Source organism: Bradyrhizobium hereditatis, from assembly GCF_020329435.1.
GTDB lineage: Bacteria > Pseudomonadota > Alphaproteobacteria > Rhizobiales > Xanthobacteraceae > Bradyrhizobium > Bradyrhizobium hereditatis.
In genome coordinates this window covers 116,104-141,722 of the sequence record NZ_JAGKJK010000001.1, presented here as the reverse complement: position 1 = coordinate 141,722, position 25,619 = coordinate 116,104, and the positions used below count along the sequence as shown (strand labels likewise).

The 25,619-nt window shown below is 62.0% G+C and carries 30 protein-coding genes; 20 read left to right on the top strand and 10 right to left on the bottom strand.

Going from position 1 to position 25,619, the window contains the following annotated elements:
• Positions 1 to 48: 48 nt before the first annotated feature.
• The 3 genes from J6524_RS00755 to J6524_RS00745 all read left to right on the top strand — a co-directional run bounded on the left by J6524_RS00755 (position 49) and on the right by J6524_RS00745 (position 2,614).
• A complete protein-coding gene (locus J6524_RS00755) occupies positions 49 to 306 on the top strand; it encodes a sulfur globule protein precursor (protein WP_225668280.1) in 258 nt (85 codons plus the stop codon).
• A 202-nt stretch (positions 307 to 508) separates the two neighbouring features.
• Positions 509 to 700 (top strand): hypothetical protein, encoded by a 192-nt coding sequence (locus J6524_RS00750; protein ID WP_225668278.1) that lies wholly within the window; start codon positions 509 to 511, stop codon positions 698 to 700.
• A gap of 51 nt (positions 701 to 751) precedes the next feature.
• Complete coding sequence (locus J6524_RS00745; RefSeq protein ID WP_225668277.1) at positions 752 to 2,614, top strand: ABC-F family ATP-binding cassette domain-containing protein; 1,863 nt, start codon at positions 752 to 754, stop codon at positions 2,612 to 2,614.
• 20 nt (positions 2,615 to 2,634) lie between these two features.
• Here the strand turns inward: J6524_RS00745 and J6524_RS00740 are convergent, their stop codons facing one another.
• The 3 genes from J6524_RS00740 to J6524_RS00730 all read right to left on the bottom strand — a co-directional run bounded on the left by J6524_RS00740 (position 2,635) and on the right by J6524_RS00730 (position 5,254).
• Entirely contained in the window at positions 2,635 to 3,117 is a 483-nt protein-coding gene (locus J6524_RS00740) for a hypothetical protein (RefSeq protein WP_225669290.1), read from the bottom strand.
• A gap of 166 nt (positions 3,118 to 3,283) precedes the next feature.
• The gene (locus tag J6524_RS00735; protein ID WP_225668276.1) at positions 3,284 to 3,736 is read right to left on the bottom strand and encodes a DNA polymerase III subunit chi; all 453 of its coding nucleotides are present in this window, start codon (positions 3,734 to 3,736) and stop codon (positions 3,284 to 3,286) included.
• Between the two features lie 15 nt (positions 3,737 to 3,751).
• Positions 3,752 to 5,254 carry a leucyl aminopeptidase gene (locus J6524_RS00730; protein WP_225668275.1) on the bottom strand — a complete coding sequence of 501 codons (1,503 nt, stop codon included), beginning with the start codon at positions 5,252 to 5,254 and terminating at the stop codon, positions 3,752 to 3,754.
• A 351-nt stretch (positions 5,255 to 5,605) separates the two neighbouring features.
• Here J6524_RS00730 and lptF point away from each other — a divergent pair, with 351 nt between their 5' ends.
• From lptF to J6524_RS00695, 7 genes are all read left to right on the top strand, one after another.
• Positions 5,606 to 6,775: an LPS export ABC transporter permease LptF gene (gene lptF / locus J6524_RS00725; protein WP_225669289.1), complete on the top strand. Its 1,170-nt coding sequence runs from the start codon at positions 5,606 to 5,608 to the stop codon at positions 6,773 to 6,775.
• Positions 6,772 to 7,869 (top strand): LPS export ABC transporter permease LptG, encoded by a 1,098-nt coding sequence (lptG, locus tag J6524_RS00720; RefSeq protein WP_225668274.1) that lies wholly within the window; start codon positions 6,772 to 6,774, stop codon positions 7,867 to 7,869. The genes lptF and lptG overlap by 4 nt, the downstream gene beginning before the upstream one ends.
• Positions 7,869 to 10,364 carry an LPS-assembly protein LptD gene (locus J6524_RS00715; protein WP_376711963.1) on the top strand — a complete coding sequence of 832 codons (2,496 nt, stop codon included), beginning with the start codon at positions 7,869 to 7,871 and terminating at the stop codon, positions 10,362 to 10,364. The genes lptG and J6524_RS00715 overlap by 1 nt, the downstream gene beginning before the upstream one ends.
• Before the next feature lie 83 nt (positions 10,365 to 10,447).
• Positions 10,448 to 11,377 (top strand): SurA N-terminal domain-containing protein, encoded by a 930-nt coding sequence (locus tag J6524_RS00710; RefSeq protein WP_225668272.1) that lies wholly within the window; start codon positions 10,448 to 10,450, stop codon positions 11,375 to 11,377.
• Complete coding sequence (gene pdxA / locus J6524_RS00705; protein WP_225668271.1) at positions 11,368 to 12,411, top strand: 4-hydroxythreonine-4-phosphate dehydrogenase PdxA; 1,044 nt, start codon at positions 11,368 to 11,370, stop codon at positions 12,409 to 12,411. Before J6524_RS00710 ends, pdxA begins: the two co-directional genes overlap by 10 nt.
• Positions 12,408 to 13,280 carry a 16S rRNA (adenine(1518)-N(6)/adenine(1519)-N(6))-dimethyltransferase RsmA gene (gene rsmA / locus J6524_RS00700; RefSeq protein ID WP_225668270.1) on the top strand — a complete coding sequence of 291 codons (873 nt, stop codon included), beginning with the start codon at positions 12,408 to 12,410 and terminating at the stop codon, positions 13,278 to 13,280. Before pdxA ends, rsmA begins: the two co-directional genes overlap by 4 nt.
• 5 nt (positions 13,281 to 13,285) lie before the next feature.
• A complete protein-coding gene (locus J6524_RS00695; RefSeq protein ID WP_225668268.1) occupies positions 13,286 to 14,344 on the top strand; it encodes an alcohol dehydrogenase in 1,059 nt (352 codons plus the stop codon).
• A gap of 114 nt (positions 14,345 to 14,458) precedes the next feature.
• On the opposite strand, the gene J6524_RS00690 is transcribed toward J6524_RS00695, so the two are convergent.
• The 3 genes from J6524_RS00690 to J6524_RS00680 all read right to left on the bottom strand — a co-directional run bounded on the left by J6524_RS00690 (position 14,459) and on the right by J6524_RS00680 (position 16,049).
• Entirely contained in the window at positions 14,459 to 14,854 is a 396-nt protein-coding gene (locus J6524_RS00690; protein WP_225669288.1) for a (R)-mandelonitrile lyase, read from the bottom strand.
• A 122-nt stretch (positions 14,855 to 14,976) separates the two neighbouring features.
• Positions 14,977 to 15,207 carry a tautomerase family protein gene (locus tag J6524_RS00685; RefSeq protein ID WP_225668267.1) on the bottom strand — a complete coding sequence of 77 codons (231 nt, stop codon included), beginning with the start codon at positions 15,205 to 15,207 and terminating at the stop codon, positions 14,977 to 14,979.
• 65 nt (positions 15,208 to 15,272) lie between these two features.
• Positions 15,273 to 16,049 (bottom strand): carboxymuconolactone decarboxylase family protein, encoded by a 777-nt coding sequence (locus J6524_RS00680; protein ID WP_225668266.1) that lies wholly within the window; start codon positions 16,047 to 16,049, stop codon positions 15,273 to 15,275.
• Between the two features lie 157 nt (positions 16,050 to 16,206).
• On the opposite strand from J6524_RS00680, the gene J6524_RS00675 reads away from it, so the two are divergent.
• Positions 16,207 to 17,103, top strand: coding sequence for a LysR family transcriptional regulator (locus tag J6524_RS00675; protein ID WP_225668265.1), 897 nt, complete (start codon positions 16,207 to 16,209; stop codon positions 17,101 to 17,103).
• A gap of 26 nt (positions 17,104 to 17,129) precedes the next feature.
• On the opposite strand, the gene J6524_RS00670 is transcribed toward J6524_RS00675, so the two are convergent.
• On the bottom strand, positions 17,130 to 17,297 hold the full coding sequence (locus tag J6524_RS00670; protein WP_225668264.1) for a hypothetical protein: 168 nt from the start codon (positions 17,295 to 17,297) through the stop codon (positions 17,130 to 17,132).
• Positions 17,298 to 17,563: 266 nt separating this feature from the next.
• Here J6524_RS00670 and J6524_RS00665 point away from each other — a divergent pair, with 266 nt between their 5' ends.
• The 3 genes from J6524_RS00665 to J6524_RS00650 all read left to right on the top strand — a co-directional run bounded on the left by J6524_RS00665 (position 17,564) and on the right by J6524_RS00650 (position 19,126).
• On the top strand, positions 17,564 to 17,788 hold the full coding sequence (locus J6524_RS00665; RefSeq protein WP_225668263.1) for a hypothetical protein: 225 nt from the start codon (positions 17,564 to 17,566) through the stop codon (positions 17,786 to 17,788).
• 367 nt (positions 17,789 to 18,155) lie between these two features.
• Positions 18,156 to 18,581: a hypothetical protein gene (locus J6524_RS00655; protein WP_225668262.1), complete on the top strand. Its 426-nt coding sequence runs from the start codon at positions 18,156 to 18,158 to the stop codon at positions 18,579 to 18,581.
• On the top strand, positions 18,470 to 19,126 hold the full coding sequence (locus J6524_RS00650) for a hypothetical protein (RefSeq protein WP_225668261.1): 657 nt from the start codon (positions 18,470 to 18,472) through the stop codon (positions 19,124 to 19,126). Before J6524_RS00655 ends, J6524_RS00650 begins: the two co-directional genes overlap by 112 nt.
• Positions 19,127 to 19,170: 44 nt before the next feature.
• Here J6524_RS00650 and J6524_RS00645 read toward each other — a convergent pair whose 3' ends face one another.
• Positions 19,171 to 19,815 carry a glutathione S-transferase family protein gene (locus J6524_RS00645; RefSeq protein WP_225668259.1) on the bottom strand — a complete coding sequence of 215 codons (645 nt, stop codon included), beginning with the start codon at positions 19,813 to 19,815 and terminating at the stop codon, positions 19,171 to 19,173.
• Positions 19,816 to 19,839: 24 nt separating this feature from the next.
• The gene (locus J6524_RS00640) at positions 19,840 to 20,088 is read right to left on the bottom strand and encodes a DUF1127 domain-containing protein (RefSeq protein ID WP_225668258.1); all 249 of its coding nucleotides are present in this window, start codon (positions 20,086 to 20,088) and stop codon (positions 19,840 to 19,842) included.
• 117 nt (positions 20,089 to 20,205) lie between these two features.
• Here J6524_RS00640 and J6524_RS00635 point away from each other — a divergent pair, with 117 nt between their 5' ends.
• The 5 genes from J6524_RS00635 to J6524_RS00615 all read left to right on the top strand — a co-directional run bounded on the left by J6524_RS00635 (position 20,206) and on the right by J6524_RS00615 (position 23,908).
• The gene (locus tag J6524_RS00635) at positions 20,206 to 21,147 is read left to right on the top strand and encodes a transcriptional regulator GcvA (RefSeq protein WP_225668257.1); all 942 of its coding nucleotides are present in this window, start codon (positions 20,206 to 20,208) and stop codon (positions 21,145 to 21,147) included.
• Positions 21,148 to 21,546: 399 nt separating this feature from the next.
• The gene (locus J6524_RS00630) at positions 21,547 to 22,434 is read left to right on the top strand and encodes a DUF1259 domain-containing protein (RefSeq protein ID WP_225668256.1); all 888 of its coding nucleotides are present in this window, start codon (positions 21,547 to 21,549) and stop codon (positions 22,432 to 22,434) included.
• Between the two features lie 16 nt (positions 22,435 to 22,450).
• The gene (locus J6524_RS00625) at positions 22,451 to 22,747 is read left to right on the top strand and encodes a hypothetical protein (RefSeq protein ID WP_312002184.1); all 297 of its coding nucleotides are present in this window, start codon (positions 22,451 to 22,453) and stop codon (positions 22,745 to 22,747) included.
• A 66-nt stretch (positions 22,748 to 22,813) separates the two neighbouring features.
• Positions 22,814 to 23,146: a copper-binding protein gene (locus tag J6524_RS00620; protein ID WP_225668255.1), complete on the top strand. Its 333-nt coding sequence runs from the start codon at positions 22,814 to 22,816 to the stop codon at positions 23,144 to 23,146.
• Between the two features lie 408 nt (positions 23,147 to 23,554).
• Positions 23,555 to 23,908 (top strand): hypothetical protein, encoded by a 354-nt coding sequence (locus tag J6524_RS00615; protein ID WP_225668254.1) that lies wholly within the window; start codon positions 23,555 to 23,557, stop codon positions 23,906 to 23,908.
• A gap of 245 nt (positions 23,909 to 24,153) precedes the next feature.
• Here the strand turns inward: J6524_RS00615 and J6524_RS00610 are convergent, their stop codons facing one another.
• Entirely contained in the window at positions 24,154 to 24,894 is a 741-nt protein-coding gene (locus J6524_RS00610; RefSeq protein WP_225669286.1) for a class I SAM-dependent methyltransferase, read from the bottom strand.
• A 215-nt stretch (positions 24,895 to 25,109) separates the two neighbouring features.
• Between J6524_RS00610 and J6524_RS00605 the strand changes: the two genes are divergently transcribed.
• Complete coding sequence (locus J6524_RS00605) at positions 25,110 to 25,412, top strand: hypothetical protein (RefSeq protein ID WP_225668253.1); 303 nt, start codon at positions 25,110 to 25,112, stop codon at positions 25,410 to 25,412.
• Positions 25,413 to 25,619 lie beyond the last annotated feature (207 nt).

The window sequence follows — 25,619 nt, the reverse complement described above, 5'->3', positions numbered from 1 at the left end:
CTCAACCGATGGCGCGCATGGCCGCGCCGAAACCTTGAGGAGACGATCATGTTACGCAAATTTTCGCTCGCTGCGGTGGCTGCGGCTGCGCTCGCGGCAGCCGCGCTGGCGCCGACCTCGGCCTCGGCCGGCGGCTGGCATCATCACGGCTGGCACCGTCACCATCATCACCACGGCTGGGGTTGGGGTCCGCGCGTCTTCATCGGCGGCCCGGCCTATTACGGCGGTTATGGCGGCTGCTATGTGCGCCGCCTGGTTCCGACTCCTTGGGGCCCGCGCTGGCGGCTGGTGAACCGCTGCTTCTGAGCTGATTTGAGCTTCCCCCTGACTGAGCCCCGGCCGCCGCGCCGGGGCATTTTTTTGCGGAACCATCGGGGCGGGATTTCGGCACCCCAGCAGATAGAGGGCATTCAGTATTGCACGCGAAACCAAATTCGCCGCCATGACTTAACCAATAAATTGTCATCAAGCCTTGCGCGCTGCGAGGTGGAACTCGCCAGAGGCGGTTATGGGTAGCCGAATCAGAAACGATTTCGAACACATCGATCACAGGACATGCGTGTCGATCTGTGACGCCATCGGCGAACGGCTTCAGCAGCGCATGCGCCCCGAAAACGAATTATCTCCGCGTTTGCAACAACTCGTCGAAGAGCTGCGCCGCCAGGACAATGAACTTGCATTGATCCCCTGCGGGCGCTGATTTTACCGACATAGAGGTTGCGTTTGGCGCCGGCTCCGGTGACAACGCCGCATGCTTTCCATCACCGATATTTCGATCCGGATCGCCGGACGGCTTCTGATCGACAACAGCACGGTACAGATCGTGCCCGGTGCGCGCGTCGGCTTTGTCGGCCGCAACGGCGTAGGCAAATCGACGCTGTTTCACGCCATCCGGGGCGATTTACCGATCGAGTCCGGCAGCATCACCTTGCCACCGCGCTGGCGCATCGGCAGCCTGGCGCAGGAAGCGCCCGATGGCCCAGAGAGCCTCATCAACGTCGTGCTGAAGGCTGATTCCGAGCGCGATGCGCTGCTTCGTGAAGCCGAAACCGCCGATGATCCGCACCGGATCGCCGAGATCCAGACCCGGCTGGTCGACATCGACGCGCATTCGGCGCCGGCCCGCGCGGCGGCCATCCTCAGCGGCCTCGGATTTTCCACAGCGGACCAGGCGCGGCCGTGCTCCGAATTCTCCGGCGGCTGGCGCATGCGAGTGGCGCTGGCGGCGACGCTGTTTTCGGCGCCCGATCTCCTGCTGCTGGACGAGCCCACCAACTATCTCGACCTCGAAGGCACGCTGTGGCTGGAAGATCATCTGGCCAAGTATCCGCGCACAGTGATCGTCATCAGCCACGACCGCGACCTGCTCGACACGTCAGTCGACCAGATCCTGCACCTCGATCGCGGCAGGCTGGCGCTCTACAAGGGGACCTATTCCTCGTTCGAGGAACAGCGCGCCATGCGCGAGATGCTCGATGCCAAGCACGCCAAGCGGCAGGCCGACGAACGCAAGCGGCTGCAGGCTTTCGTCGATCGCTTCAAGGCCAAGGCCTCCAAAGCCCGACAGGCTCAGTCGCGCGTCAAGATGCTGGAGCGGATGAAGCCGGTCACCGCGCTGGTGACGCAGGACGTGCATGAAATTACGTTCCCCAAACCGGAAAAACTGTTGTCGCCGCCGATCATCGCGGTCGACGACGTCTCGGTCGGTTACGATGCGAACAAGCCGGTGCTCAATCACGTCACGCTGCGCGTCGATACCGACGACCGCATTGCCCTGCTCGGCTCCAACGGCAACGGCAAGTCGACTCTCGTCAAGCTGTTGGCGGGCAAGCTGCAGCCATTTTCCGGCCGGATCACGCGGGCGGAAAAGCTCTCGGTCGGCTATTTCGCGCAGCATCAGGTTGACGAGCTGAACCTTGACGCCTCGCCTTACGATCACGTCCGCAGGCTGATGCCCGATGCACCGGAGTCCAAGGTGCGCGGACGCGTGGGCGCCATCGGTTTTTCCGGCAAGGCCGGCGACACCCTGGTCAGGAGCCTGTCGGGCGGCGAGAAGGCGCGGCTGTTGCTCGGGCTTGCCACCTTCTTCGGCCCGAACATGATCATCCTGGACGAGCCGACCAACCATCTCGACATCGACAGCCGCGCTGCGCTGGCGGAAGCGATCAACGACTTTCCCGGTGCGGTCATCATGGTCTCGCACGACCGCTATTTGATCGAGGCCTGCGCGGATCAATTGTGGGTTGTCGCAAACAAGACGGTGACGACGTATGACGGCGACCTCGACGACTATCGACGGATGGTGTTGTCGATCGGCGACACCCGGAGCGCCTCCCGGGAAAAGCCAAAGGAATCCGCAAGACCGGAGCGAACGAAAAGCGAAAAGCGGCTGCCGCTGAAGCAGCGGATTGCCGAAGCGGAAGCTGAGATCGAGCGCATTACCGGCATCATCGCCAAGATCGACACCGCCCTGGCCCTGCCCGACCTGTTCACGCGCGATCCGAAGCAGGCCGCACAACTCAGCAAGGCGCGTGCCGGTGCGGAAAGCGCGCTGCGGCGAGCGGAGGAAGATTGGCTCGAGGCCAGTACGGAATTCGACGAAGCGGCGGGCTGAAAAAGCTATTATCGTGAGGCTTACGCGGCCGGCTTCCTCTTCGGCTTGGCGCCCTTGGCCGGCGCCGCCGCTTCCGGAGCTCGCTCGATCGAGGTCAGGCGTCCCGCGGTGAAGGTGTAGATGCCGGCGCGCTGCCCACGCGAATAAGTGACGACCGCCACACGATCGCCGCGCGGGTTATTGGAGAGGCTGACATTGTCGGGCGCGCCGATGCCGCGCACGACGTCGCATTCGGTATGACCGAGTGCCACTGTGCCCGTCGTCGAGGGCGGCGGCCCGCCCGCGGCACCGTCCGCCAGTGCATTGGCGCCAGGCGGCCCCATGCCCGGACACCCGCCATCAGCAGCGACGAGCTCATCCGGCGCGACCGCCTTGGTCGGCGTCAGCGGCGGTGTTTCGATCGACACGTTGCGGATGAACACGCGACCACTGCGCGAAAACCAGTCCGCGTCCTTCGACAAGAGGTCCGTCCCCGAACAGCCCGCAAGCGCAGGCCCGAGCAACAACAACGTCAGCAATGGCTTTCGATTGATCGTTCCGCGTCGCACGCTAAGACCCAGGCTCCGCCCTCTACTGTAACTAGTTGTCCGACCATCACTTTGCGGCACGACCATGGCTGCCCGCAAGGTCCGGTGCAGAATCCCCAGATATCATTAATCCGATAGATCATTATTGCCGCCGCTGCCAGCGGCCCCGCTCGTCGGCCTGCCAGTACGTCACCTCAAAGCCCCGCGCCTTGCAATCGGCCCAGGCGCCGCGCGCCGCAGTCAGCGCCTCGTCATCGTCTCCGTTGAAGACCAACACCACGCGCTCGTAGCTGTCGCAATCGGGCGGCAACGCCGCATTGTCGATCAGGAACCTGACATTGGCCCCGTTCGGATTGCTCTCCTCGATCGATAGAATGATCGGCTGGTCCTGCGCATCGCCGGCGCGCCAGGTGGCGTGCGGCAGGAATGATTCGTCGCTGTAGGTCCACAAGTGCGCATCGAGCGCCTCGGTGCGTTCCGGCGAGGTCGACTGCACGACCACGCGCCAGCCTCGCTCGAGCGATTTTTCGAGCAGCGGTGGCAATACGCTTTCGAGCGACATGCCCTGCAAATGATAAAACAGGACTTCCGTCATCCGCCTGCAACCGAATTACTTCGTGGCTTCGTAATATTCCGCGACCAGCCGGTCCAGGAGACGCACGCCGTAGCCGGATCCCCAGGAATGGTTGATGTCGGTTTTCGGCGCGCCCATCGCGGTTCCCGCGACGTCGAGATGCGCCCAGGGCGTGTTATCGACGAATCGCTGCAGGAACTGCGCCGCGGTGATCGAGCCGCCATGGCGCCCGCCGGTGTTCTTCATGTCGGCGAACTGCGAATCGATCAGCTTGTCGTATTCGGGACCGAGCGGCATGCGCCAGACGCGCTCGCCAGTTTCATTGCCGATCTTACTCAGTCTGTCGGCCAGTTCGTCATTGTTGGAGAACATGCCGGCATATTCGGTGCCGAGCGCGACCATGATCGCGCCGGTGAGCGTCGCCAGATCGATCATGAATTTCGGCTTGAACTTCTTCGCTACGTACCAGAGCACGTCGGCCAGTACGAGCCGGCCTTCTGCGTCGGTGTTGATGATCTCGATCGTCTGTCCCGACATCGAGGTAACGATATCGCCGGGGCGCTGGGCATTGCCGTCAGGCATGTTTTCGACCAGGCCGATGGCGCCGACTACGTTGACCCTGGCCTTGCGCGCCGCCAGCGCATGCATCAAACCGACCACGCAGGCCGCGCCGCCCATGTCGCCCTTCATGTCCTCCATGCTGGCAGCGTTCTTGATTGAAATACCGCCGGTATCGAAACAGACGCCCTTGCCGACGAAAGCGACCGGCTGATCACCCTTCTTGCCGCCGTTCCAGCGCATGATCACGGTGCGGCCGGGCTTCGCCGAACCCTGCGCGACACCGAGCAATGCGCCCATGCCGAGCTTTTCCATCGCCTTGACGTCGAGCACCTCGACATCGACGCCGAGCTTCTTGAGCTGGCTCGCGCGGCGCGCGAATTCGACCGGGTACAAGACGTTCGGCGGCTCGTTAACGAGTTCGCGTGCCATGATCACGCCGTCGACGACATGGGCCGCCGGCGCGAACGCCTTGCGCGCCGCGGCGACATCTTCAACCGCAATCGAGACATCGGCGCGCAGTGCGCCGTTATCGTTGTCCTTCTTCTTGGTCTTGTAGCGGTCGAATTTGTAGGCGCGCAGCTTGATACCAGAAGCGATCGCGGCGGCCGCATCGGCCTGCATCGCCCCCTCAGGCAATTCGGCGATCACGGTGACCGTTTCGCTGGCGCCATTGAGCTTGCCCGCGGTCACTCCGCCGAACTTTAGAAAATCCTTCTCCTTGATATCGGCAGCCTTGCCGACCCCAACCACGATCAGCCGCTCTGCCTTGATTCCCTCCGGCGCCGGAATATCGAGCGTCGATCCGCTCTTGCCCTTGAACTGGTTGGCGGCTGCTGCCCGCTTGACGGTCTCGGCCGCCTTCCCCAGCGCCTTCCGCGTCGCCTCGCCGAACTTCAGCGCCTCGTCGCAAAACACCACGAGAACGCCCCGGGGGGCTGCGGAAAAAGCGACAAAGCCGACCTTAACGGCGTCGGTCATAGGTAATCCTCCAGAATTCAGGGCAGTTCTTTACGGGCCGGAATCGGTCCGATTATGGAATGTTCTCTTCGATGGCAGCCGAAATCGCTCCGGACCTGACGTTTCCGCCACTATGGCCTGTCAGCCGCTCCACTGCCAAGCGCCGCAGTGGCTGGAAGGCCACATGAAGGTAATTATTAACCGTCCCGGAGGGGCGCCACGGCCCGGCCATTTTGTTGACGGATCAAAGGGATGGTAATGAGAGAGTAGACAGTCTGGCAACAGGCGGCCCGGCCAATGGGGAACCCTCAAAAGGGATTGGTCGGAAGCTGCCGTCAGGCGTGCAAGGGCGGGCGGGATCGTGCGGTAACGATGGGGTCGATCGACAGGTACATTTTCCGCACGACGCTGGCGTCGTTTGCGCTGGTCTTGGTCAGCCTCACGGGGGTGATCTGGATTACGCAGGCGCTGCGCGGCATCGACCTGATGACCAGCCAGGGCCAGACCATCATCACCTTTCTCGGCATCACGGGCCTCGTGATCCCGGCGCTGGTGCTGATCATCGCGCCGATCGCACTGATGATCGCGATCTCCCACACGCTGAACAAGCTCGCCACCGATTCCGAAATCATCGTGATGAACGCGGCCGGCTTCTCCCCTATCCGGCTGTTCCGCCCGTTCTTCTACGCCACCTGCGTGGTGGCGCTGATGGTCGCCTTCATCGGCTCCTATCTCGCTCCCGACGGCATGCGCCGGATCAAGCAATGGGACGCCGAGATCACCGCCGACGTGCTGACCAACATCCTGCAGCCCGGCCGTTTCGCCCAGCTCGACCAGAACCTGACGATTCGCATCCGCGAGCGGCAGCCCGGCGGCGTGCTCGCCGGCATCTTCGTCGACGACCGCCGCGATCCCAAGGAGCGCATCACCATCATTGCCGACCACGGCACGGTGTTGAAAAACGAGACCGGGTCCTACCTGGTGCTGGAGGACGGCAATCTCGAACGATTCGAGACCGGAAAACGCGATCCACAGTTCGTTGCCTTCGTTCGTTACGCCTTCGACATGTCGAAATTCTCCAATCGCGGCCGCGACGTCGCGCTCGGCATTCGCGAACGCTACCTCTGGGAGCTGATTTCGCCTCCCGAGGACGATCCAATTTTCAAGCAATTGTCCGGGCAGTTTCGCGCCGAGTTGCATGACCGCTTTCTGGCGCCGGTTTACCCCTTCGCCTTCGCCGTCCTGACCTTCGCCTTCCTCGGCACGCCGCGTACCACACGGCAGAGCCGCAATTTCTCGATCGGCGGATCCATCCTGGCGGTGTTCGGCCTGCGCATGGCGGGATTCGCCTGCTCGGTGATGACGGTGAAGACGCCGGCCATGGCGCTCGTCCAGTACTCGATGCTGTTCGGCGCGATCGCGGTTGGGCTGTGGATGATCGTCGGCGGGATCGTGGTGGAGCCGCCGGCGGCGCTGATGGAGGCTATCAACCGGTCGAATGCGCGGCTGGCACGGCTCTTTGGACGGCCCGCTGCAGCATGAGCATGATGACCAATACGCTCGGGCGATACTTTGCCGGCCGCTTCCTGGTCTCGGCGGTGGGCGTGTTCGCGAGCATTTTCGTCCTGCTGGTGCTGGTCGACTACATCGAAATGGTCCGCAAGACCTCCGGTCTCGTCTCGGCATCGGCGATCACGGTGGCGCAGACCTCGCTCTACCGGGTGCCGCAGCTGCTCGAAAAGCTGATGCCGTTCTGCGTCCTGATCGGCGCGATGACCTGCTATCTGGCGCTGTCGCGACGGCTCGAGCTGGTGGTGGCGCGCGCCGCGGGCGTATCCGCCTGGCAGTTCATCTCGCCGGCGCTGGCAAGCTCGATCATCCTCGGGACCCTGGCCACCGTCGCCTACAACCCGATGTCGGCCAACTTGCGCGAGCTATCCAAGCGCATGGAGGCGGAACTGTTCGGCTCGGCGCCTGGCGGTGGCATCCAGGACGCCTCCGGGTTCTGGCTTAACCAGGTCAACGCCGACGGCCAGTCGATCATCAACGCGGCGCGGAGCGAGCAACAGGGCGTCCGCCTGACCGGGCTGACCGTGTTCCGATTCGATACCGACCTCCAGTTCAAGGAGCGAATCGAAGCGCGCGAGGCCTCCCTTGAGGACGGCCGCTGGGCTTTCAAATCGGTACGAAGATACTCCCTGGATAAACCTCCGGTTGATCAAGAGACGTATTACCTCTCAACAACCCTCACCCCGGCACAGGTTCGCAACAGCTTCTCCACCCCCGAAACCGTGTCTTTTTGGCAACTTCCTGGCTATATCCGCTCTTCCGAAAGTTCGGGCTTCGCGACGGCAGGCTACCGTCTGCAGTACCATAAGCTCATCGCACAGCCATTTTTGCTGGCTGCAATGGTGATGTTGGCGGCTTCCGTGAGCCTTCGCTTCTTCCGAATGGGCGGCGTGCAGAAGATGGTTTTGAGTGGCGTGGGCGCAGGGTTTCTGCTCTACGTTCTATCGAAAGTTACTGAGGATTTGAGCAAGGCTGAATTGATGCATCCCATCGCTGCCGCGTGGTTGCCCGTCTGTGTGGGCGGCCTCACCGGCTTTTTGGCCTTGTTGTACCAGGAGGACGGGTAGTGGCCGTTGTCGCCGCCCGCCAGTTGAGGTCGCCTGCGTTCAGGCGGCGCACCACCGTGCGCCGTCATCGAGCCCGCTTGGCCGCCGTTGGCGCCCCCATGTTTGCCCTGCTCGCCGGGTTGGTCCTGGCTGGCTCGATCGAGCTTGCCCTGACCGTGCCGGCCTCGGCGCAGACCTTCACCTACAATCCACGCCCGCCCAAGCCGCCGCCGCGGCCGGTCAGCAATGATGGCCGCATGGTCGTGCAAGCGGTCGAGGTGGACTACGACTATAACAACCAGCGCGTGTCGGCGGTCGGCAACGTGCAGATGTTCTACAACGGCACCAGCGTGGAGGCCGACAAGGTCATTTACGACCAGAAGACGAAGCGGCTGCATGCGGAAGGCAACATCCGCCTGACCGACGCGGAAGGCAAAGTCACCTACGCCAACATCATGGATCTGAGCGATGATTACCGTGACGGTTTCGTCGACTCGCTGCGCGTCGACACGGCGGACGACACGCGCATGGCGGCATCCCGCGCCGACCGTTCGGCCGGCAATTACACCGTGTTCGAAAACGGCGTGTATACCGCCTGCGCGCCGTGCAAGGACAATCCGAAGAAGCCGCCGCTGTGGCAGGTGAAGGGTGCGCGCATCATCCACAACCAGACCGAAAAGATGCTGTATTTCGAGAACGCGCAGCTCGAATTCTTCGGCGTGCCGATGGCGTATCTGCCGTACTTCTCGACGCCCGATCCGACCGTGAAGCGCAAGACGGGCTTCCTGATGCCCGCCTACAGCAACAACTCGACCTACGGCTACGCTGTTGAAACCCCGTTCTACTGGGCGATCGCGCCTGACTATGACGCGACTTTCAATCCGCGCTTCACTACCCGCCAGGGCGTGCTGTTCCAGGGCGAATTCCGCCAGCGGCTGATCAACGGCTCGTACCAGATCCGCGGCTATGGCATTAACCAGCTCGATCCCGGCGCATTCGCCGGACAGCCGGGCGACCGCGACTTCCGCGGCGGCATCGACACCAAGGGCCAGTTCGCCCTCAACGACAAGTGGGTCTGGGGCTGGGACGGCGTTCTGCTGTCGGACTACTACTTCTTCCAGGACTACCGGCTGGCCCAATACAAGGATCCGCTGGGCTCGTTCCTCAGTCTTCCGACGGAAGCGATCTCACAGCTCTATCTGACCGGCGTCGGCAACCGCAGCTTCTTCGACGCCCGCACGATCTATTACCTCTCCTTCTCCGGCAACCAGGACCAGGTGCCGGTGATTCATCCGGTGATCGACTACAACAACGTCATCAACCACCCGATCCTGGGGGGTGAGGTCAGCTACAAGACGAACTTCACCAGCCTGTCGCGCACGACCGCAGCCTTCGACCCGATCACGACGCTGGCCAACACCGCTGGCCTGTGCCTGAACGCGTCGGCCGACCCGCTCGCCCGGATCCCCTCGCAGTGCCTGCTGCGGGGAGTGCCCGGCACCTATACGCGGTTGACTGCTGAAGCGCAGTGGCGGCGCTCGTACACCGATCCGATCGGCCAGATCTGGACGCCGTTTGCGATCATGCGCGCCGATGCCATCAACGCCTCGATCTCGAACCAGCCCGGCGTTTCGAACTTCCTTCCCGTCGGCGACACCCAGGCGGTCCGCCTTATGCCGACGGTCGGCCTCGAGTATCGCTATCCCTTCATCAACGTTCAGCCGTGGGGCACCACCACGATCGAGCCGATCGCGCAGATCATCGCGCGTCCCAACGAGACGTTCGCCGGCAGACTGCCAAACGAAGACGCGCAGAGCATGGTGTTCGACGCCAGCAATCTGTTCGCCGTCGACAAGTTCTCGGGGTACGACCGCGTCGAAGGCGGCGGCCGCGCCAATGTCGGCGTGCAGGCGACCACGCAGTTCGACCGCGGCGGCAGCATCAACGTGCTGTTCGGCCAGTCCTACCAGTTGTTCGGCCTGAATTCGTATGCGGTGCAGGACCCGACCAATACCGGCCTCGAATCCGGGCTGCAGAACACCCGGTCCGACTACGTCGGCCGCGTCAATTATTCGCCGAACCGGACCTATACGTTCAGCGTGCGCTCGCGCGTCGATGAGGCGACGCTGAACGTCAATCGCTTCGAAGCCGAGGGACGCGCTTCGTTCGATCGCTGGTCGGTCAGCATGTTGTACGGCAACTATGCCGCTCAGCCGGAACTCGGATACCTGACCCGGCGCGAAGGCCTGCTCGGCACCGCCTCGATCAAGGTGGCTTCGAACTGGGTCGTGTCGGGCGGGGCGCGCTGGGATCTTGAAGCCAACAAGCTGAACCAGTACATCATCGGCGCCGGCTATGTGGACGATTGCTTCGTGCTGGCCGCCAACTACGTCACGTCCTATACCTACCAGGCCGGGGCGACGCCGCCGGTGCTCAATCACGCTTTCATGCTGCAGATCGGCCTGCGGACCATTGCGAATTCGTCCTCGTCGGCCGGCAGCACCGGCATGCAGTAGCGTGAGGCCCGACCGTGCCGGAGAGTACCCAGCGAAACCGCGGTACGAATGGTTGATACGGCTGACATGACATGATCACTTCTATGCTCCGTCCTCGCCGACTCTGGTCTCTGACCGCCGGCTGCGCCGTCGCGCTTGCCGCTCTCGCCGCCGGGGTCTCGCCGTTGCCAGCGCAGTCGATTGTCTGCATGGTCAATGGCGAGCCGATCACCGGTCTAGACATCGAGCAGCGCACCAAGCTCAACTTCCTGACCACGCGCAAGCAGATGCCGCGGCAGGAAGTCCTCGAAGAGCTGATCAGCGACAAGGTCAAGATCAAGGAAGCCAAGCGGTTTAGCGTCGATCCCAGCGCAAGCGACATGGACCAGGCCTTTGCCGGGATGGCTCAGCGCATGCGCCTTACGCCCGAACAATTGACCAAATCGCTGGAGAGCCAGGGCGTGCGACCGGAAACGCTGAAGGCCCGTCTCAAGTCCGAGATGGTCTGGGGCAGCCTGGTGCGCGGCCGCTTCAAGGAGAGCCTCCAGGTCGGCGAAAAGGACGTCGCCGCCGCTGCCGAAGCAACCGGCGAGTCGGCCCAGATGGACGCGTTCGAATACAAGCTGCAGCCGATCGTGCTGATCGTGCCGCGCGGCTCGGCGCAGGGCACGATTGATCAGCGGCGCAAGGAAGCGGAAAGCTTGCGCGAGCGCGTGCAGAGCTGCGATCAGGCCAACTCCTACTTCAAGTCGATGCAGAATGCCGCGATCCGCGCCCCCATCATCAAGACGTCGGCCGACATCCCCGGCCCGCTACGCGAGCTCCTCGACAAGACGCCGGTCGGCCGTCTGACCCCGCCCGAGATCACCAAACAGGGCGTGGAGATGGTGGCGTTGTGCGAGAAGAAGCCGACCAAGGTCGACACGCCCAAGAAGCGCGAAATCCGCGAAAAGATGTTCACCCAAAAATACGAGGCAAAGTCGAAGGCTTACCTGGCCGACATCCGCAAGGCCGCGATGGTCGAATGTCGTTGATGGCCGGGGATCCGAACTCCGAGGCTGCAAAGACCAAGGCTCTCGCGCTGACATCCGGCGAGCCCGCGGGCATCGGCCCTGATATCGCCCTCGCCGCGTGGCTGCGCCGCAGCGAACTCGATCTCCCGCCATTCTATGTGCTCGGCGACCGCGCCTCCTTCGCTGCGCGAGCGAAAATACTCGGCCTGTCGGTCGAACTCGCCGACGCCACGCCGGAGGAAGCGAGCGCCATATTCGGAGCAGCCCTGCCCGTGGTCGCGACCGGCGAACCGGCGACCGCGCCGCCCGGACAACCTGACGACACCAGCGCGAATGCCGTGCTCGCCTCCATTCGCCATGCGGTCGACCATGTCAGGAGCGGACGCGCCGGCGCCGTCGTCACCAACCCGATCGCCAAGAGCGTGCTGTACCGCGCCGGCTTCCGCCATCCCGGCCACACCGAATATCTCGCCGAGCTTGCCGCCGATGGCGGAAGCGCGCCGCAGCCGGTGATGATGCTGTGGTCGCCGGCGCTCGCCGTCGTTCCCGTCACCATCCATCTGTCGCTGCGCGAGGCGGTGGCCCGGCTCACCAGCGAGCTGATCGTGACGACCGCGCGGATTGCGGTCGCGGACATGAAAGCGCATTTCGGCCTGGCGCGGCCGCGGCTTGCGATCTCGGGCCTCAACCCGCATGCCGGCGAAGATGGCTCGCTCGGCAGTGAAGACATCGACATCGTCGCTCCCGCCGTCGAGGCGCTGCGCAAGGACGGTATCGACGCCAGGGGCCCGTTGCCGGCGGACACCATGTTCCACGCCGCGGCGCGCAAAACCTATGACTGCGCCATCTGCATGTATCACGACCAGGCGCTGATCCCGATCAAGACCATTGCGTTCGAGGATGCGGTCAACGTCACGCTGGGCCTGCCGTTCATCCGCACCTCGCCGGACCACGGCACGGCCTTCGACATTGCCGGCACCGGCAAGGCGAACCCGTCGAGCCTTGCCGCAGCGCTACGGCTCGCCGCGCGAATGGCGGCGACCAGGCCGAAATGAGCGCGATCGACGATCTGCCGCCGCTGCGCGAGATCATCCGCGAACACTCCCTGTCGGCGCGCAAATCGCTCGGCCAGAATTTTCTGCTCGACCTCAACCTCACCGCGCGGATCGCGCGCGCTGCCGGCCCGCTCGAAGGCGCTGTTGTGATTGAGGTCGGCCCGGGCCCCGGCGGTCTGACGCGCGCGCTGCTGGCGTTAGGTGCAAAGCGCGTCATCGCGGTCGAACGCGACGAGCGCGCGCTGGCCCCGCTCGACTATATCTCTAGGCGCTATCCCGGGCGGCTGCATATCGTGCATGCCGACGCCCAGCATTTCGATCCCCGCCCGATGCTCGGCGATGAGCGCGCAAAGATCGTCGCCAACCTGCCCTACAACATCGCGACCGCGCTGCTGGTGGACTGGCTCTCGATCGAGCCCTGGCCGCCCTGGTTCGACATGATGGTCTTGATGTTTCAGCGCGAGGTCGCCGAAAGGATCGTCGCGAGGGAGAATGAGGAGGCCTATGGCCGGCTCGCCGTGCTCGCCAACTGGCGCACGGAGACGAAAATCCTCTTCGACGTTTCCCCGGCCGCCTTCGTGCCGCAGCCCAAGGTGACCTCCTCGGTGGTGCGGCTGGTGCCGCGCGCCGCCCCCGAACCATGCGACCGCCGCGCGCTCGAGCAGGTGGCAGCCGCAGCCTTCGGCCAGCGCCGCAAAATGCTGCGCCAGAGCCTGAAATCGCTGTCGATCGATCCGGCACGCCTCGCCGAGGCGGCGCATATCGATCCGACCAGGCGCGCCGAAACCATTCCCGTCTCGGGCTTTGTTGCCATGGCCCGTGAATTGACCGATATACGAAACACAAAACAGACGCCGCATAAGGAGTGAACGCCATGGCACGAATGGTCCGCCAATCCCTCGTCAAATTCGATGCGCCATTGTGCGAAACCATCGTCGACACGCCGAAGCCGCAAGGGCGCGAGGTTCTCGTCCGCATCGAGCGCTGCGGTCTCTGCCATTCCGATTTGCACATCCAGGACGGTTATGCCGATCTCGGCGGCGGCAAAAGGCTCGACACCACGCGCGGCATGACGCTGCCGTTCACGCTCGGCCACGAGATCGCCGGCGTCGTCGATGAAGTCGGCCCCGACGTTTCCAAGGAGCTGATCGGAAAGAAGTACGCGGTATTCCCCTGGATCGGCTGCGGCCAGTGCCGCGACTGCGCCAATGGTGACGAGAACCTCTGCGTCAAGCAGCGCTTCCTCGGCGTCTCCATCGATGGGGGCTTCGCCAGCCACGTGCTGGTGCCCGACGCAAAATATCTGCTCGAATACGATCCGCTGCCGGTCAACCAGGCGGCGACATTGATGTGCTCGGGCGTGACAGCCTATGGCGCGCTGAAGCGGCTGGTCGACCGCCCGCGTCAGCGTAACCTCCTGCTGATCGGGCTCGGCGGCGTCGGCATGATGGGGCTGTCGTTCGCGCAAGCGATGTTCAAGCAGAACATCACGGTCGCCGATCTCTCGCCGGCCGCGCGCGAGACCGCGCTAAAGAACGGCGCCGCCGTCGCCTACGATCCGGCCGAGCCCGAAATTGTCAGGCGCATCCTGAAGGAAACCGAGGGCGGCTTCGACGGCGTCGTCGATTTCGCCGGCAACGAGAAATCGATGGCGTTCGCCGTGGCGACGGTCGCTCGCGGCGGCAAGATCGTGGTGTCTGGCCTAATGGGCGGCAATTTCAGCCTGCCGATGGTGCAATGGGTCTACAAGCGCATGACAATCGAAGGCTTCATGGTCGGCACGCTCACTGAGGCCAAGGAACTGATGGCGCTCGCCCGCGCCGGCAAGATCAAGCCGACGCCGATGAGGGAAGAGCCGATGGCCGACGTCCAGAAATGGATCGACGAGCTACGCGCCGGAAAAGTCGTCGGTCGTATCGTGCTGAAAAACTGAAGCGGCGTATTCGCGTCACTGCGACGATTGACTTGCAGTAACGCGCGCCCTCGATTTTAGGCCGGCAACTCATCAGTCATTGCGCGGACGCCCTTGGGGCTAAGCCCGACGTAGTTACCTGCGGTATTGCTCGTCACTGACCTTTTCCATCCAATCCACGTTTTTGCCATTGACGGACTCCTGGATCGCGATGTGGGTCATGGCGGTCGTCGGCGTCGCACCGTGCCAGTGCTTCAGCCCCGGCGGAAACCACACGACGTCGCCTGGACGCACTTCCTCGACAAGCCCGCCCTCCCGTTGCACCCAACCAAGTCCTGCGGTGATGATCAGCGTCTGCCCGAGCGGATGCGTGTGCCAGGCCGTACGGGCGCCGGGCTCGAACGTGACCTGGCCGGCGCCGGTACGGGCCGGCTCGGCCGGCTGGAACAGCGGATCGATGCGGACCGATCCGGTAAACCAGTCACTCGAACCCTTCTGCGAAGGCCGAGAACCATTTCGTTTGATATCGATCTCCATGTGCGACTCCTTGACAGGTGCGGATGTCTGCGCGCGCGTCTCATGAACGTGGATCAGAGCGGTGGCGCCTCCGCCGATGAGCACGCCTCTACGTGTGATCAGCATGTCGTCTTGCCTCAGCGTGGATCATATCCGGGCTGTTTGTAGATCGTGGCGGGCTTGGCGATGATGTCCGTCTTGTAGACCTTTTCTGTCCAGTCCTTCGGCTCGACATCCTCTATTCCAACCGACACCGAATATTCGCCGTATCTCAGCGCCTCAACTACGGCTCTGGTAACCGCCTCTGCCAATGCAGCTTTCTGCTGCTCCGTCCTGCCCGAATAGAGCTTCACAACGACGTGGGGCACGGGCATCTCCGTTCCAAACGTGGCGCTTAGCCATTGCCATCATTGCTCATTGCACGCAGGACTGATCATTTGGATCGCTTCTCGATGACATCCTTGACCACCGGCAACGCCGAGAAAGCGTTGGGCCAGCCAGCGTAGAAGGCGAGTTGCGTCAGAGTCTCTCCAGCCTGTTCAGCCGAGAGGCCATTATCCATCGCGCGATTGAGGTGATACGTGATCTGCGCAACTTGGCCCGTCGCAACGAGCGCGCTGACCGTGACAAGGCTTCGGTCGCGTGGAGCGAGGCCCGGTCTCAGCCAAAGGTCTCTGAACAGGACGTCGGTCGTGTATTTCACCAATCCAGGCGCCGTCTTGCCGAACTGCTCTCCAACCCGGGATGCGCGCTGCGCTTCGGCCGCTTCGTCGAGCGGTAGCTGGGATCCCTTGGCCGCCGGAAGCTGATCGGGGCCGACGTTGCGGGCCCTGAATGCTTCGCGCGCGGCCGGCACCGCCGAGATCGCATTCGCCCAACCGGAATAGAAGGCCAGATGAGTGATGAGCTCGGATATCTCTGACGGTTTCACCCCGCTGTCGAGTGCGCGGGCGAGGTAATAGGGAAGCTCGACGGTCTGCCCTCGAGCAATGAGCGCGGAGAGCGTGACGATGCTGCGATCCCGCTGCGAGAGTCCCGGACGATTCCAGAGATCTCCAAGCACGACACCGTCGGCATATTGTTCGAGTGCGGGCGCGACCGCACGGACATCCTCCATATTGGGCATGGCTTTCAATCCCTGCTTGCTGGTTTGTGCTTGCGCCAGCGTGACCAGCGTCAGCGATGCGATGACGACTGCGACGACCTTCATTGAACCTCCTCCATCAAATCTTGCACTCGATAAAGCCAGGCTCCCCAGGATGAGGGGCTCAGCGCCCTGCCGCAGTAGAATAGTTGCGAACCTAAGGCTCCCTTCGCCCTCCGATTAGGTGATAAAACTTTAATGCAGTCATTAGAGAGGCTTATCAATGGACCGGGACAACGCGAGTGACCTTCTTGCTTTTCTTGCAGTGGCGAGGGAGCGCAGCTTCACTCGCGCCGCTGCGAAACTTGGAATGACGCAGTCCGCGCTCAGCCAGATCATCCGCGCGTTGGAGGAACGCATCGGCGTCAGGCTGCTGAACCGCACGACCCGAAGCGTGACGCCCACTCAAGCCGGTGAACGACTGTTCCTGAAGCTCGGGCCGAAGTTCGACGAGATGGATGCGGAGTTGGCGGCGCTCGGTGAACTGCGCGAGAAGCCAGCCGGCACCATCCGGATTACGGCGACCGAATATGCAATCCATGCAATCCTCTTGCCTGCCCTGGCGAAAATCCTTCCGAAATATCCCGACATCAAAGTCGAAGCGCTCGTCGACTATGGCCTCACGAACATCGTCGCAGCGCAGTACGATGCGGGTATTCGCCCCGGAGAATTGGTGGCGAAAGATATGATTGCGGTGCGGGTGGGACCCGACCTGCGCATGGCAGTGGTCGGCTCGCCATCCTACTTTGCCGAGCGGAAACGGCCGCGGACGCCGCAGGATCTCACCGAGCACAACTGCATCAACCTGCGCCTGCCGACGCACGGCGGCAGCCTGTACGTATGGGAATTCGAGAAGAACGGACGCGAACTCAACGTCCGCGTGGATGGACAACTCGTCTTCAATGGTGCGGGCGCCCTGCTCGATGCCGCGTTGAAAGGCTTCGGCCTCGCTTATCTCACCGAAGGGCACGTGCAGCCATATGTGACCAGGGGCGAGCTTGTCAGGGTGCTCTCGGACTGGTGCCCACCGTTCTCGGGATATCACCTGTACTATCCGAGCCGGCGACAGCCCTCACCCGCCTTCACGCTTCTGGTCGAAGCGCTACGATACCGCCGATGATGATCTTTGCGATATCAAACGCGATATCATTGATCCTCAGTCATCCCGCTGGGTGCCGACTGCAGTGAACTCAACGCTGCATCGACCTTCTCTAAGAGCCGCTCCAGTTCGGCGCGCTCATTAGGTCCCGGGTCCTCCTCCAACCTGGCCAGCAGTTGCTGCTTTTGAGTGAGAAGTTTCGCAAGTGATGTCATGGCGTTCTCGTCCCAGTACGAAGCCAAAGGGCGCATCGACCAAAGTCGATCAAGTTTCCAGAACGGCCTCCGGTTCCCGGTTCCTTACGCTCGCGCGCACACGCAAGAACTGCCACCACGACGGCTTCATCCGTCATCGAAACCACGTCGCTCGCTGCAATGTTTCGCAAGCGGAACCTCAGATAAGAGAACCATCAAAATCTCCGCCATTCGGAACGAATGCCCTCCCAAGCCTTTGGTCTATCGGTCGACAAGAGGAGGTATCTATGAAGCTATCTGTCTTGACGATTGCGACACTGCTTACGGTCGGAACCATCGCTTCTGCGAACGCTATCGAGTTTGGCGTTGGCCCTGGAGGCGTCTATGTCGGTCCTGGCTACTATGATCGCCACTATTACCGTGATTACAGAGATGACTGCCGGATCGTGATCCGCGAACGCACCAACCGCTTTGGTGAACGCGTCAGGATCCGTGAGCGCATCTGCGACTAAACAGGCATGCGGTTAGTGGAACGAGGATCAGATCAGGGTCCGGCTTGAATGCTGGAACCGATCGGCAAGTCAAGAATTGAACGATGTCGCACTCCCAACTGCGACAACGTTCCCGCAAAGAAGGGCCGCAGCACCGCTGCGGCCCTTCTCTTTCCATCGCGCACAACTGCCGCGGGATAATCCGGCAACACGCCCGGCATAGGTGGCAGTTTGCCGCCGCATCGTTTCATCACCCGGAACAGCGGCGAATAGCTTGCTGGTTGATGGTGATTGAGTACAGACTTGCACATTGACGAAACCGTGGGGCAAGGCGCCTCCAAGCTAGTGGCGTTGCACCCCGCTGCAAGAGCCGCTGTAATTGTCGGCCATGAGCACAAAGAAGCGCCAAGTCATCTGGTCCGGTCGGATCATAGGTGCCGACATCCGCGCCAAAAGCGCGAGAGAGGCCGCGCAGAAGGCAGTTCGCGACGCGGACCGCGCCGAGGCGCATGCGTGGTCAGTGCGGATGGAAGGCTATGGCGGCCCCGCTCAGCCTTCCCCGACCATAGGACAATGTATCAGCGCTGGCCTCGGCTGGCTCGAAGTCGAATGTAGCAGCTGCAGGACGCGCGCGAGCCTGCCGCTCGATGCCATCCGCCGTCCCCGCGACACACCGATATGGAAGCTCGAGGCGTCGCTGAAATGCAGGTCGTGCCGAAAGGGCCGCTACGCGCCACCGGTGCGCATGATAAAGCTGGCGGAAAAACAGGAAATCACGCCGTACAAGTGGGTGCATCCGGACGAGGATCGCTAGTTGGAAGCCTCGCTCACCTCATCTCGCTCTTCTGCCGGATATTGCGCGCGCCGTGCGTTCAACCGCCGTGTCCTTCCGGAGCCGACCGCTTCAGGATCGGCAAGCAGCAGACGCGAACCCATTGCCCTGCAGCGGTTCGAGGCGCGCCGATCAAGCCGGTGAAGATTGGTGTCCCGGCCGACGTTGCGATCGGGATTTCCAACGGGCTGCTCGGTGGCCTCACAGGCCTTGGCGGAGTCATCTCCACCATCTCCTGCCAATTGCGGGGATGGTCAAAGGATAAGCAACGGGCTGTCTTTCAACCCGTGCTGTTCACGGCCTTTGTGATCATCTCCGTTTCGCAACTCATCGCGGCATCGTACACGGTCGAAACCGTCAAACTGTACGGCATCGGTCTTCCGTTCATGATCGCCGGCATCTGGATCGAGTTCAAACTCTACGGAACAATCAACGACGAAACTTTCCGCAAGTCAGTGCTGATACTGGTTCTACTTGCTGGCGTGTCGCTGGTCGCTTCAGCATCGCGCTTCATGCTATCTCGATGATCAGTACTTCGGCCGATGCGAGTTGGCCCATTCACGGGCGTGTTCTATCGGCAGGCGCTGCACGGCGGCACGAACCTTTGCGTCGCCGGTAGATTGTCCATGCGTTCCCGCCAGCGGCAGAACGCCGGGAATTTCGGATAGATCGATTGCCCCTCGGCAGTCAGGCTAAAGGCGAACGTGCTCGGCAGCAGATAGAAGTCCGCGATCGAGAGCTCGTCGCCGAGCAAAAACTCCTTGCCGTGCGCAAGCTGGCGTTCGGCTACAGCAAGCGCTGTCTCGACCTTGGGCAACGCATGCGCCACAACCTTCTCGTCCGAAGCAATGCCGAGCTCGGGGAAAACCAGGCGCTCATGCGTCACGTGATAGATCATGTAGGGGTAGTAATAGGAATTGACCGCGCTGATCCATTGATTCATGCGCGCCCGTGCCTTGGCGTCCTTCGGCGTCAGCGACGCGCCGCCAAAGGCTTCGTCGACATAGGTGGCAATCGCGCTCGTCTCGTAGACGGTTAGATCGCCGTCCCTGAGGATCGGGACGCGGTTGAATGGGTGCAGCGCCAGATGATCGGGCTTGCCCATGACTGGTTCGAGATCATGGAATTCATACGTCACATCCTTGTGCGTCAGGATCAGGCGAACGATGTTGACAAATGTGCTGCGTGGAAAGCCGTACACGATCGGATCGGACATCCTGGTTCTCCCCTATAAATGTTCTCAGCGCCAGAAGGGCTTTGCGGCCTCGCGCAGCGCCTGGTCGCGGGTCAGGCCGAGGTCGTTGAGCAGATGCGGATCGTCGGCAATCTCGTGCAGCGCGATGCGCTGAAGCCGCCGGTCGATCCAACTCCACCATCCGAGCGACCGGGTGGTGGCTGGCGTTCCTGAGCTGGATTGTTGAAGTGGCGTGGCCGGGTCGGCGGCCTGTACCGGCGGGATCGACAATGTATCGGTTAACAGGATGGACATGAGAGGCTCCAAATCGCTTGAAATGCTTTACTGGAGCTGTTCAATAGTATCGCGGGACGCTTCCCCGCAAAGCATCGTTTCTCGCGCCTGCCCTAGTTTTTCTCATGAAGTCGTGCGATGCGCCCTCACCTGCCGCCGCTCAATGCCTTGAAAGCCTTCGAAGCCGCTGCGCGGCATGAAAGTTTTACGCGCGCAGCGGAAGAGCTTTGCGTCACCCAAGGCGCAGTGAGCCATCAGGTAAAAGCGCTGGAAGCAGAGCTTGCGATCAAGCTGTTTAACCGCGAGCGCCAGCGCCTGATCATCACCGAAGCGGGACGCGACTATCTCGCCGTTGTGCGTGACGCGCTCGACCGCATAGCCATTGGCACCGAGCGGCTCTTGCAGCGGCAGAACGCAGGCGTGCTTACGGTCTCGACATCACCGGATTTCGCCGCCAAGTGGCTGGTGCATCGGCTCGGCCATTTTGCCGAGGCGCACCCCGATATCGACTTGCGCATCTCAGCCACGCTGCATCACGTTGATTTCGCTCGCGAGGAGGTGGACCTGGCGGTGCGCCATGGTGACGGCAACTGGCCGGGCCTGGACACGGTGCGGCTGAGTTCGGAACAATTGTTTGCGGTCTGCAGCCCAAAGCTGCTTTCTGTTCGCCGCAGGCTCGCGAAGCCTGCAGACATCCTGAAGTTTCCACTGATCCACATGGACAGCCGCACGGATTGGAACAATTGGCTGCGGGAGGCTGGCCTGGACGAAGCTGGCGTCATGCACGGGCCTGTGCTCAATCGCGCCAGCATGGTGATCGACGCCGCCATCAATGGGCAAGGCATTGCACTGGCGCGTACCACGCTCGCGGCATGGGATCTTATTAAGGGGCATCTGGTGCGCCCATTCGTGCTGGCGCTCCCCTTGGCCAAGACCTACTGGATCATTTGCCCAAAGGCGACCGCAAACCTGCCGAAGATTGTGACCTTTCGCGATTGGTTGCTTGCGGAAGCTTCAAGCGATTTGCGGCAACTCCAGAGGAAGGGCTGGGCATTGAAGTCGAGCACCTCTTCGAAGTGAGTTTCCGCACACGCCCTTGTGATGGAGCAGCCTCAACCACTTCCCTATTGGTCGGGTTGCATGCGCCGTTCGATCTGCGGTAATAACTGCGCGCGGGGATAAGCAGACTCCCCATCAGACGTTAATCCGTCCAAGCTCTGCGCAACACTCGATTTGTCGAGAGGATTGCGCGTGGACGAACCAAAGCATCAAACATCCCAATCTGAAGACGGCGGCTTGCGCACCGGCGGGTCCGCGACGTCACGTTCGAACGATAGCCGATGCGGATCGACCGTCACTTACTACGGCGATGCCGCCCGGGTGCACGAAGGCTTCGTGATCGCATTGGCCCTATTAGGGTTGAAGCGCGGGGACACCGTCCAAGGTTACGCGCGATCAGAGTGAAGATGGAGAGTAATCATGCGTCCAGTGCTCATAATTGTCGTTTTGATCCTGGCGGTAGCCCTCAACACCACCGCGCGATCGCAGGAGATCGATTGGCAGAAGGTCGATGACACCTTCGGCAGAAAAGGCGCTGTCAACGGCGACGTGCACCGTTACGGCTTTCCCCGCACCGATCTTTCAGTCACGCTAGACGGTGTCGCGATCAAGCCGGCGCTCGCGCTCGGTGGCTGGGTGGCCTTCAAGCCGGCCCATGGCGGCGTAATGGCGATGGGCGATCTCGTGCTGTTGGAGACCGAGGTCAACCCAGTCATGCTGAAGCTGATCGAAGGCGGACTGGAGATCACTGCCGTACACAATCATGTGCTGCGCGCCAGCCCGGCAACCTTCTACATGCATGTCGGCGGCCATGGAGATCCCGTGAAGATGGCGGCGGTCATCCGCGATGCGCTCTCGGCAAGCAAAACTCCGCTTACCGCACCTGCCGCCGGCGCCCCGCCGCCGATCGATCTCGACACAGCGCAACTTGACCAGATCATCGGCGTCAAGGGCCAGAACAATGGTGGCGTCTACCAGTTCGCCGTGCCGCGCCGTGATCCGATCAGTGAAGGCGGTATGCCGCTCACACCAGTCGGTCCCATGGGCGTCGCCGAGGCAATCGGCTTTCAGCCCACCGGCGGCGGCAAGGCCGCGATTACCGGCGACTTCGTTCTGACAGCTGACGAGGTCAACCCGGTCATCAAGACCTTGCGAGGCAACGGGATCGAGGTAACCGCGCTGCACAGCCACATGCTGAACGAGCAACCGCGGCTGTTCTTCTGCCATTTCTGGGCCAACGATGATGCAGTGAAATTGGCGAAAGGCTTGCGCGCCGCGCTCGACAAGGCTGCGGTCGCGCTGCATTGACATTGGAGCAGCGAAGATGAGGAAAGCGAACTGGCCGATTTTAGAACATGGGGCGGATATCAACGCAGGAGAACGGATTATGCGGACCCGAAACATCTCTCGGACGATCGTTTGGTTAGCTTTGCTAGGCGTCCTCTCGCCGGCCCATGCACTCACCCAGCAGGAGCTTATCGCGAAGATTGAGGCTGCAGGCTACACGCAAGTCAGCGATATCAAGTCGACCCCCGAAGGGACGGCGGTAAAGGCAATCAAAAATGGCAAGGAAGTCCGCCTTGTCGTCGACAGCAGCGGCCAGATCAAAGAGCAAAAGTAGCATCGCGCAGGCGGATCGGGCGGCGATGCCGCCGGCCAAAAGAAAGCGAAAGAGGAGAGCATTCATATGGTGAAATCAACGATGCTAGCCCTGGCGGTCGTTCTGCTGCCGGGCGCGGCTCTTTGCTCGCCGGCCGGCGACCAATGGGAGGCGGCTGTCGCGACCAACTCGGGAGCAGCCGTCGCACCCGGACCGGCAACACAGTCGCTGCATGGGATGGTTGCCACGGTCGATCAAAGCAACGACACGATCGCTATCCGGTCAGCTCCGGGCAAGACGGAACAGTTCAGGGTTCAGGACGGCCTGCTGTTCGACTCGGTCCGCAACGGCGATCAAGTGGAAATCACAGTGCAGAACATCGCTGGCGCGGAGACGATCGTGGAGCTGAGAAAAGAGTAGTTCGAACTCCAATCGTGGATCAACCGGACGCCGGCGCTCTTCCCCTCGGGGAATCGCGCGGCGTTCCGCAATTGCCCGATAAGCAAATCACTCGAACGGTTTTGGCACCCACGTGTCCAGTAAATCCAACGAGAGCAGCCTGCGACAAACTAACTCCACACGGGCAAATCACTTCTTTTCCGAAATCGTATCAAGGCCTGGACGCCTGCGGCATCGAACTGAGCGCTCGTTCGCGTGAGGTTCGCACCGTTCTTGCAGCAGCTGCTTGTCATGGATACGCACAATCAGTCCGTGGCGGATCTTGTTGTGGCGCAAAGTGATCGTTTCGCAAGCAATTCGAAAGCAGTTGCGCTCCACTGTTCGCAGATTTGAATCGCCTCTCGCTGGCCGGCCGTCTATGGTGCGCTTATGTTGCGCCTCGTTTCAATTGCTATCGTTCTATCGCTGCTGCCCGTCGTCGCGGCGGCTGCGCCACCTCATAAACGGCCAGCGCCACGCTGGCACGGCTACGGCTTCCTGCCGGGCTATCAACAGCCGCCGAACAACAGCCTTCCAGTTTACAGCCGGAAAGGTTCGATTTCGCGCATGGCGCGTTCCAACCGGCGCCCTTGGTATATCGATCCAGTCCCGCGTTATTACGGGTACGATGGCAATTGGCACTATTTCGGTCGGCCCGGCTTTTACGGCGGTCGCTACAATGGCGGCAGCTTCGGCCCTTGCTGGACGCGCACGCCGATAGGGCCGATCTGGAATTGCGGCTGATAATATCCCTTGAGGATCGAGCGCGTGTGCATGCGTTGCGGGCAACGGCAGCTAATGAATTGCGGAGTTGCGGTGATGGTGCACTTAACGTGAAGTCACGAGCCGCATCCAAGACGTCTGAATAAGCTTGGTAGCCCGGGTGAGCAGCGACACCCGAGGCTCAGTTGAGGCAAATCCCGCATACCGCTTGCGCCCAGCAGCGCCGCTGGGGGTGTAGCCGCGTAATCGAAGGCCAGGCGCCAGGATCACCGCTTCTCTGTCTTCCGCGCTGAGACCATGAGCATCATCGGCCGCTCCAGCTCTTCAGCCAGTTCGGGCAAGCGCTCAATCTGTTCGCGCGTCGGGGCGAATTCTTCGACCCGGCGCAACTCGAAGCCCGCGTCAACTAGCGTATTGAGCGTCGTGCCGAGCGTGCGGTGATACTTCAGTACATCCTTGGCGAACCAGTCCGTGCGGCGCTCGCCCTCGACCGAGTAGCCGTTGACCGGCCAGGTCTTGCGCCCGTCTTCATCTGCAATCCAGTGTGGATGCGCCGCAGCCATGAAGATCGGGTGCTCGATCGTGAAGACCAGATCTCCGCCGCCGACCAGCGCCTTGTGGATCATGCGCACGAGGCGCCGAAAATCTTCGACGTAGTGAAAGGTCAGGGCGCTGTAGACGAGCTCGAAAGCCGCTTCGGGCAGTTCCAGTGTCTCGAGATCGGCGAGCCGATATTCAATGGCCGGGTCCGAGGTATCGACCTTGGCGCGTGCGATCATGTTCTGCGACAGATCGAGGCCAAGCACCGAGACCGCGCCCTGCGCGCGCATCCAGCGCGCGGCCCAGCCAAAGCCGCAGCCCAGATCGGCCACGCGCTTGCCGGTTAGCGCAGGCAGCATGGCCTGGACAGCCGGCCATTCGGGCGCACCGTCCAGCCCATATACCTGGCGAGGCAACTGGCTGTAGCCAGCGAAGAAATCGGGATTGTCGTAGATATTCTGCGCCACGTTTATCTCCATAATGGAGGCAGGTCGGAACAGCCTTCCGTCGCTATTGGTCTTGCATCGTGATCGCCGTTCCGCTGGGGATCGCCCGTTCTGTACAGCATCGATGCTCGATGCCGCCTTCAAGGTCTCGACCTTGCCTATCTCCCCGATCGGCCAGTGGAACGGTTAGTGCTTGCGCCCGTTACATCGGTTCAAGCTCAAGGGAGGACTCCCACATGTTGAAGATCGCTCTTACCTTGGCGGCAGCCACAGCGGCGCTGACAACCGCCCCGCTTGCCATCCCGGCCAACGCCCAAGACGTCAAGATGGCCGGCGTCAAGATGGCCCAAGTCGATGTTCAGATCGGACGTGACCGGGACTATGATAGAGACCGTTACCGCTACGACCGCGACACCACCGTCGGCGTCGGCCCAGGCGGCGTCACCATCGGCCCACGACAGCGCTGCCGCACAGTGACTACAAGAGTTGAGCGGGACGACGGCCGTATGGTTACGCGCAGGGAGCGTCGCTGCGACTAGCGTCATAACCTTAGGTTCAGCCGATCAGGAATGAAAGTCGGCTCGTCGGTCATGCGGCGAGACTGCCGCATAAGCTGAACGTGCCAAGCCGATGCTTGTTCTCACGGCGACAGTGCACCTAACTTTGATACCCGCGAAGCCGTAACATCTTAATTGAGTGCAAATCACTCGCGCGGTTTTCTCCCCTGTCCAGTAAATCCAGCGCGA

Coding starts and splice junctions, on each gene's coding strand:
- J6524_RS00755 (WP_225668280.1), top strand. CDS start 49: ATGTTACGCAAATTTTCGCTCGCTGCGGTGGCTGCGGCTGCGCTCGCG.
- J6524_RS00750 (WP_225668278.1), top strand. CDS start 509: ATGGGTAGCCGAATCAGAAACGATTTCGAACACATCGATCACAGGACA.
- J6524_RS00745 (WP_225668277.1), top strand. CDS start 752: ATGCTTTCCATCACCGATATTTCGATCCGGATCGCCGGACGGCTTCTG.
- J6524_RS00735 (WP_225668276.1), bottom strand. CDS start 3,736: ATGACGGAAGTCCTGTTTTATCATTTGCAGGGCATGTCGCTCGAAAGC.
- J6524_RS00730 (WP_225668275.1), bottom strand. CDS start 5,254: ATGACCGACGCCGTTAAGGTCGGCTTTGTCGCTTTTTCCGCAGCCCCC.
- lptF (WP_225669289.1), top strand. CDS start 5,606: ATGGGGTCGATCGACAGGTACATTTTCCGCACGACGCTGGCGTCGTTT.
- lptG (WP_225668274.1), top strand. CDS start 6,772: ATGAGCATGATGACCAATACGCTCGGGCGATACTTTGCCGGCCGCTTC.
- J6524_RS00710 (WP_225668272.1), top strand. CDS start 10,448: ATGCTCCGTCCTCGCCGACTCTGGTCTCTGACCGCCGGCTGCGCCGTC.
- pdxA (WP_225668271.1), top strand. CDS start 11,368: ATGTCGTTGATGGCCGGGGATCCGAACTCCGAGGCTGCAAAGACCAAG.
- rsmA (WP_225668270.1), top strand. CDS start 12,408: ATGAGCGCGATCGACGATCTGCCGCCGCTGCGCGAGATCATCCGCGAA.
- J6524_RS00695 (WP_225668268.1), top strand. CDS start 13,286: ATGGCACGAATGGTCCGCCAATCCCTCGTCAAATTCGATGCGCCATTG.
- J6524_RS00680 (WP_225668266.1), bottom strand. CDS start 16,049: ATGAAGGTCGTCGCAGTCGTCATCGCATCGCTGACGCTGGTCACGCTG.
- J6524_RS00675 (WP_225668265.1), top strand. CDS start 16,207: ATGGACCGGGACAACGCGAGTGACCTTCTTGCTTTTCTTGCAGTGGCG.
- J6524_RS00670 (WP_225668264.1), bottom strand. CDS start 17,297: ATGACATCACTTGCGAAACTTCTCACTCAAAAGCAGCAACTGCTGGCC.
- J6524_RS00665 (WP_225668263.1), top strand. CDS start 17,564: ATGAAGCTATCTGTCTTGACGATTGCGACACTGCTTACGGTCGGAACC.
- J6524_RS00655 (WP_225668262.1), top strand. CDS start 18,156: ATGAGCACAAAGAAGCGCCAAGTCATCTGGTCCGGTCGGATCATAGGT.
- J6524_RS00650 (WP_225668261.1), top strand. CDS start 18,470: ATGCAGGTCGTGCCGAAAGGGCCGCTACGCGCCACCGGTGCGCATGAT.
- J6524_RS00645 (WP_225668259.1), bottom strand. CDS start 19,815: ATGTCCGATCCGATCGTGTACGGCTTTCCACGCAGCACATTTGTCAAC.
- J6524_RS00640 (WP_225668258.1), bottom strand. CDS start 20,088: ATGTCCATCCTGTTAACCGATACATTGTCGATCCCGCCGGTACAGGCC.
- J6524_RS00635 (WP_225668257.1), top strand. CDS start 20,206: ATGCGCCCTCACCTGCCGCCGCTCAATGCCTTGAAAGCCTTCGAAGCC.
- J6524_RS00630 (WP_225668256.1), top strand. CDS start 21,547: ATGCGTCCAGTGCTCATAATTGTCGTTTTGATCCTGGCGGTAGCCCTC.
- J6524_RS00625 (WP_312002184.1), top strand. CDS start 22,451: ATGAGGAAAGCGAACTGGCCGATTTTAGAACATGGGGCGGATATCAAC.
- J6524_RS00620 (WP_225668255.1), top strand. CDS start 22,814: ATGGTGAAATCAACGATGCTAGCCCTGGCGGTCGTTCTGCTGCCGGGC.
- J6524_RS00615 (WP_225668254.1), top strand. CDS start 23,555: ATGTTGCGCCTCGTTTCAATTGCTATCGTTCTATCGCTGCTGCCCGTC.
- J6524_RS00605 (WP_225668253.1), top strand. CDS start 25,110: ATGTTGAAGATCGCTCTTACCTTGGCGGCAGCCACAGCGGCGCTGACA.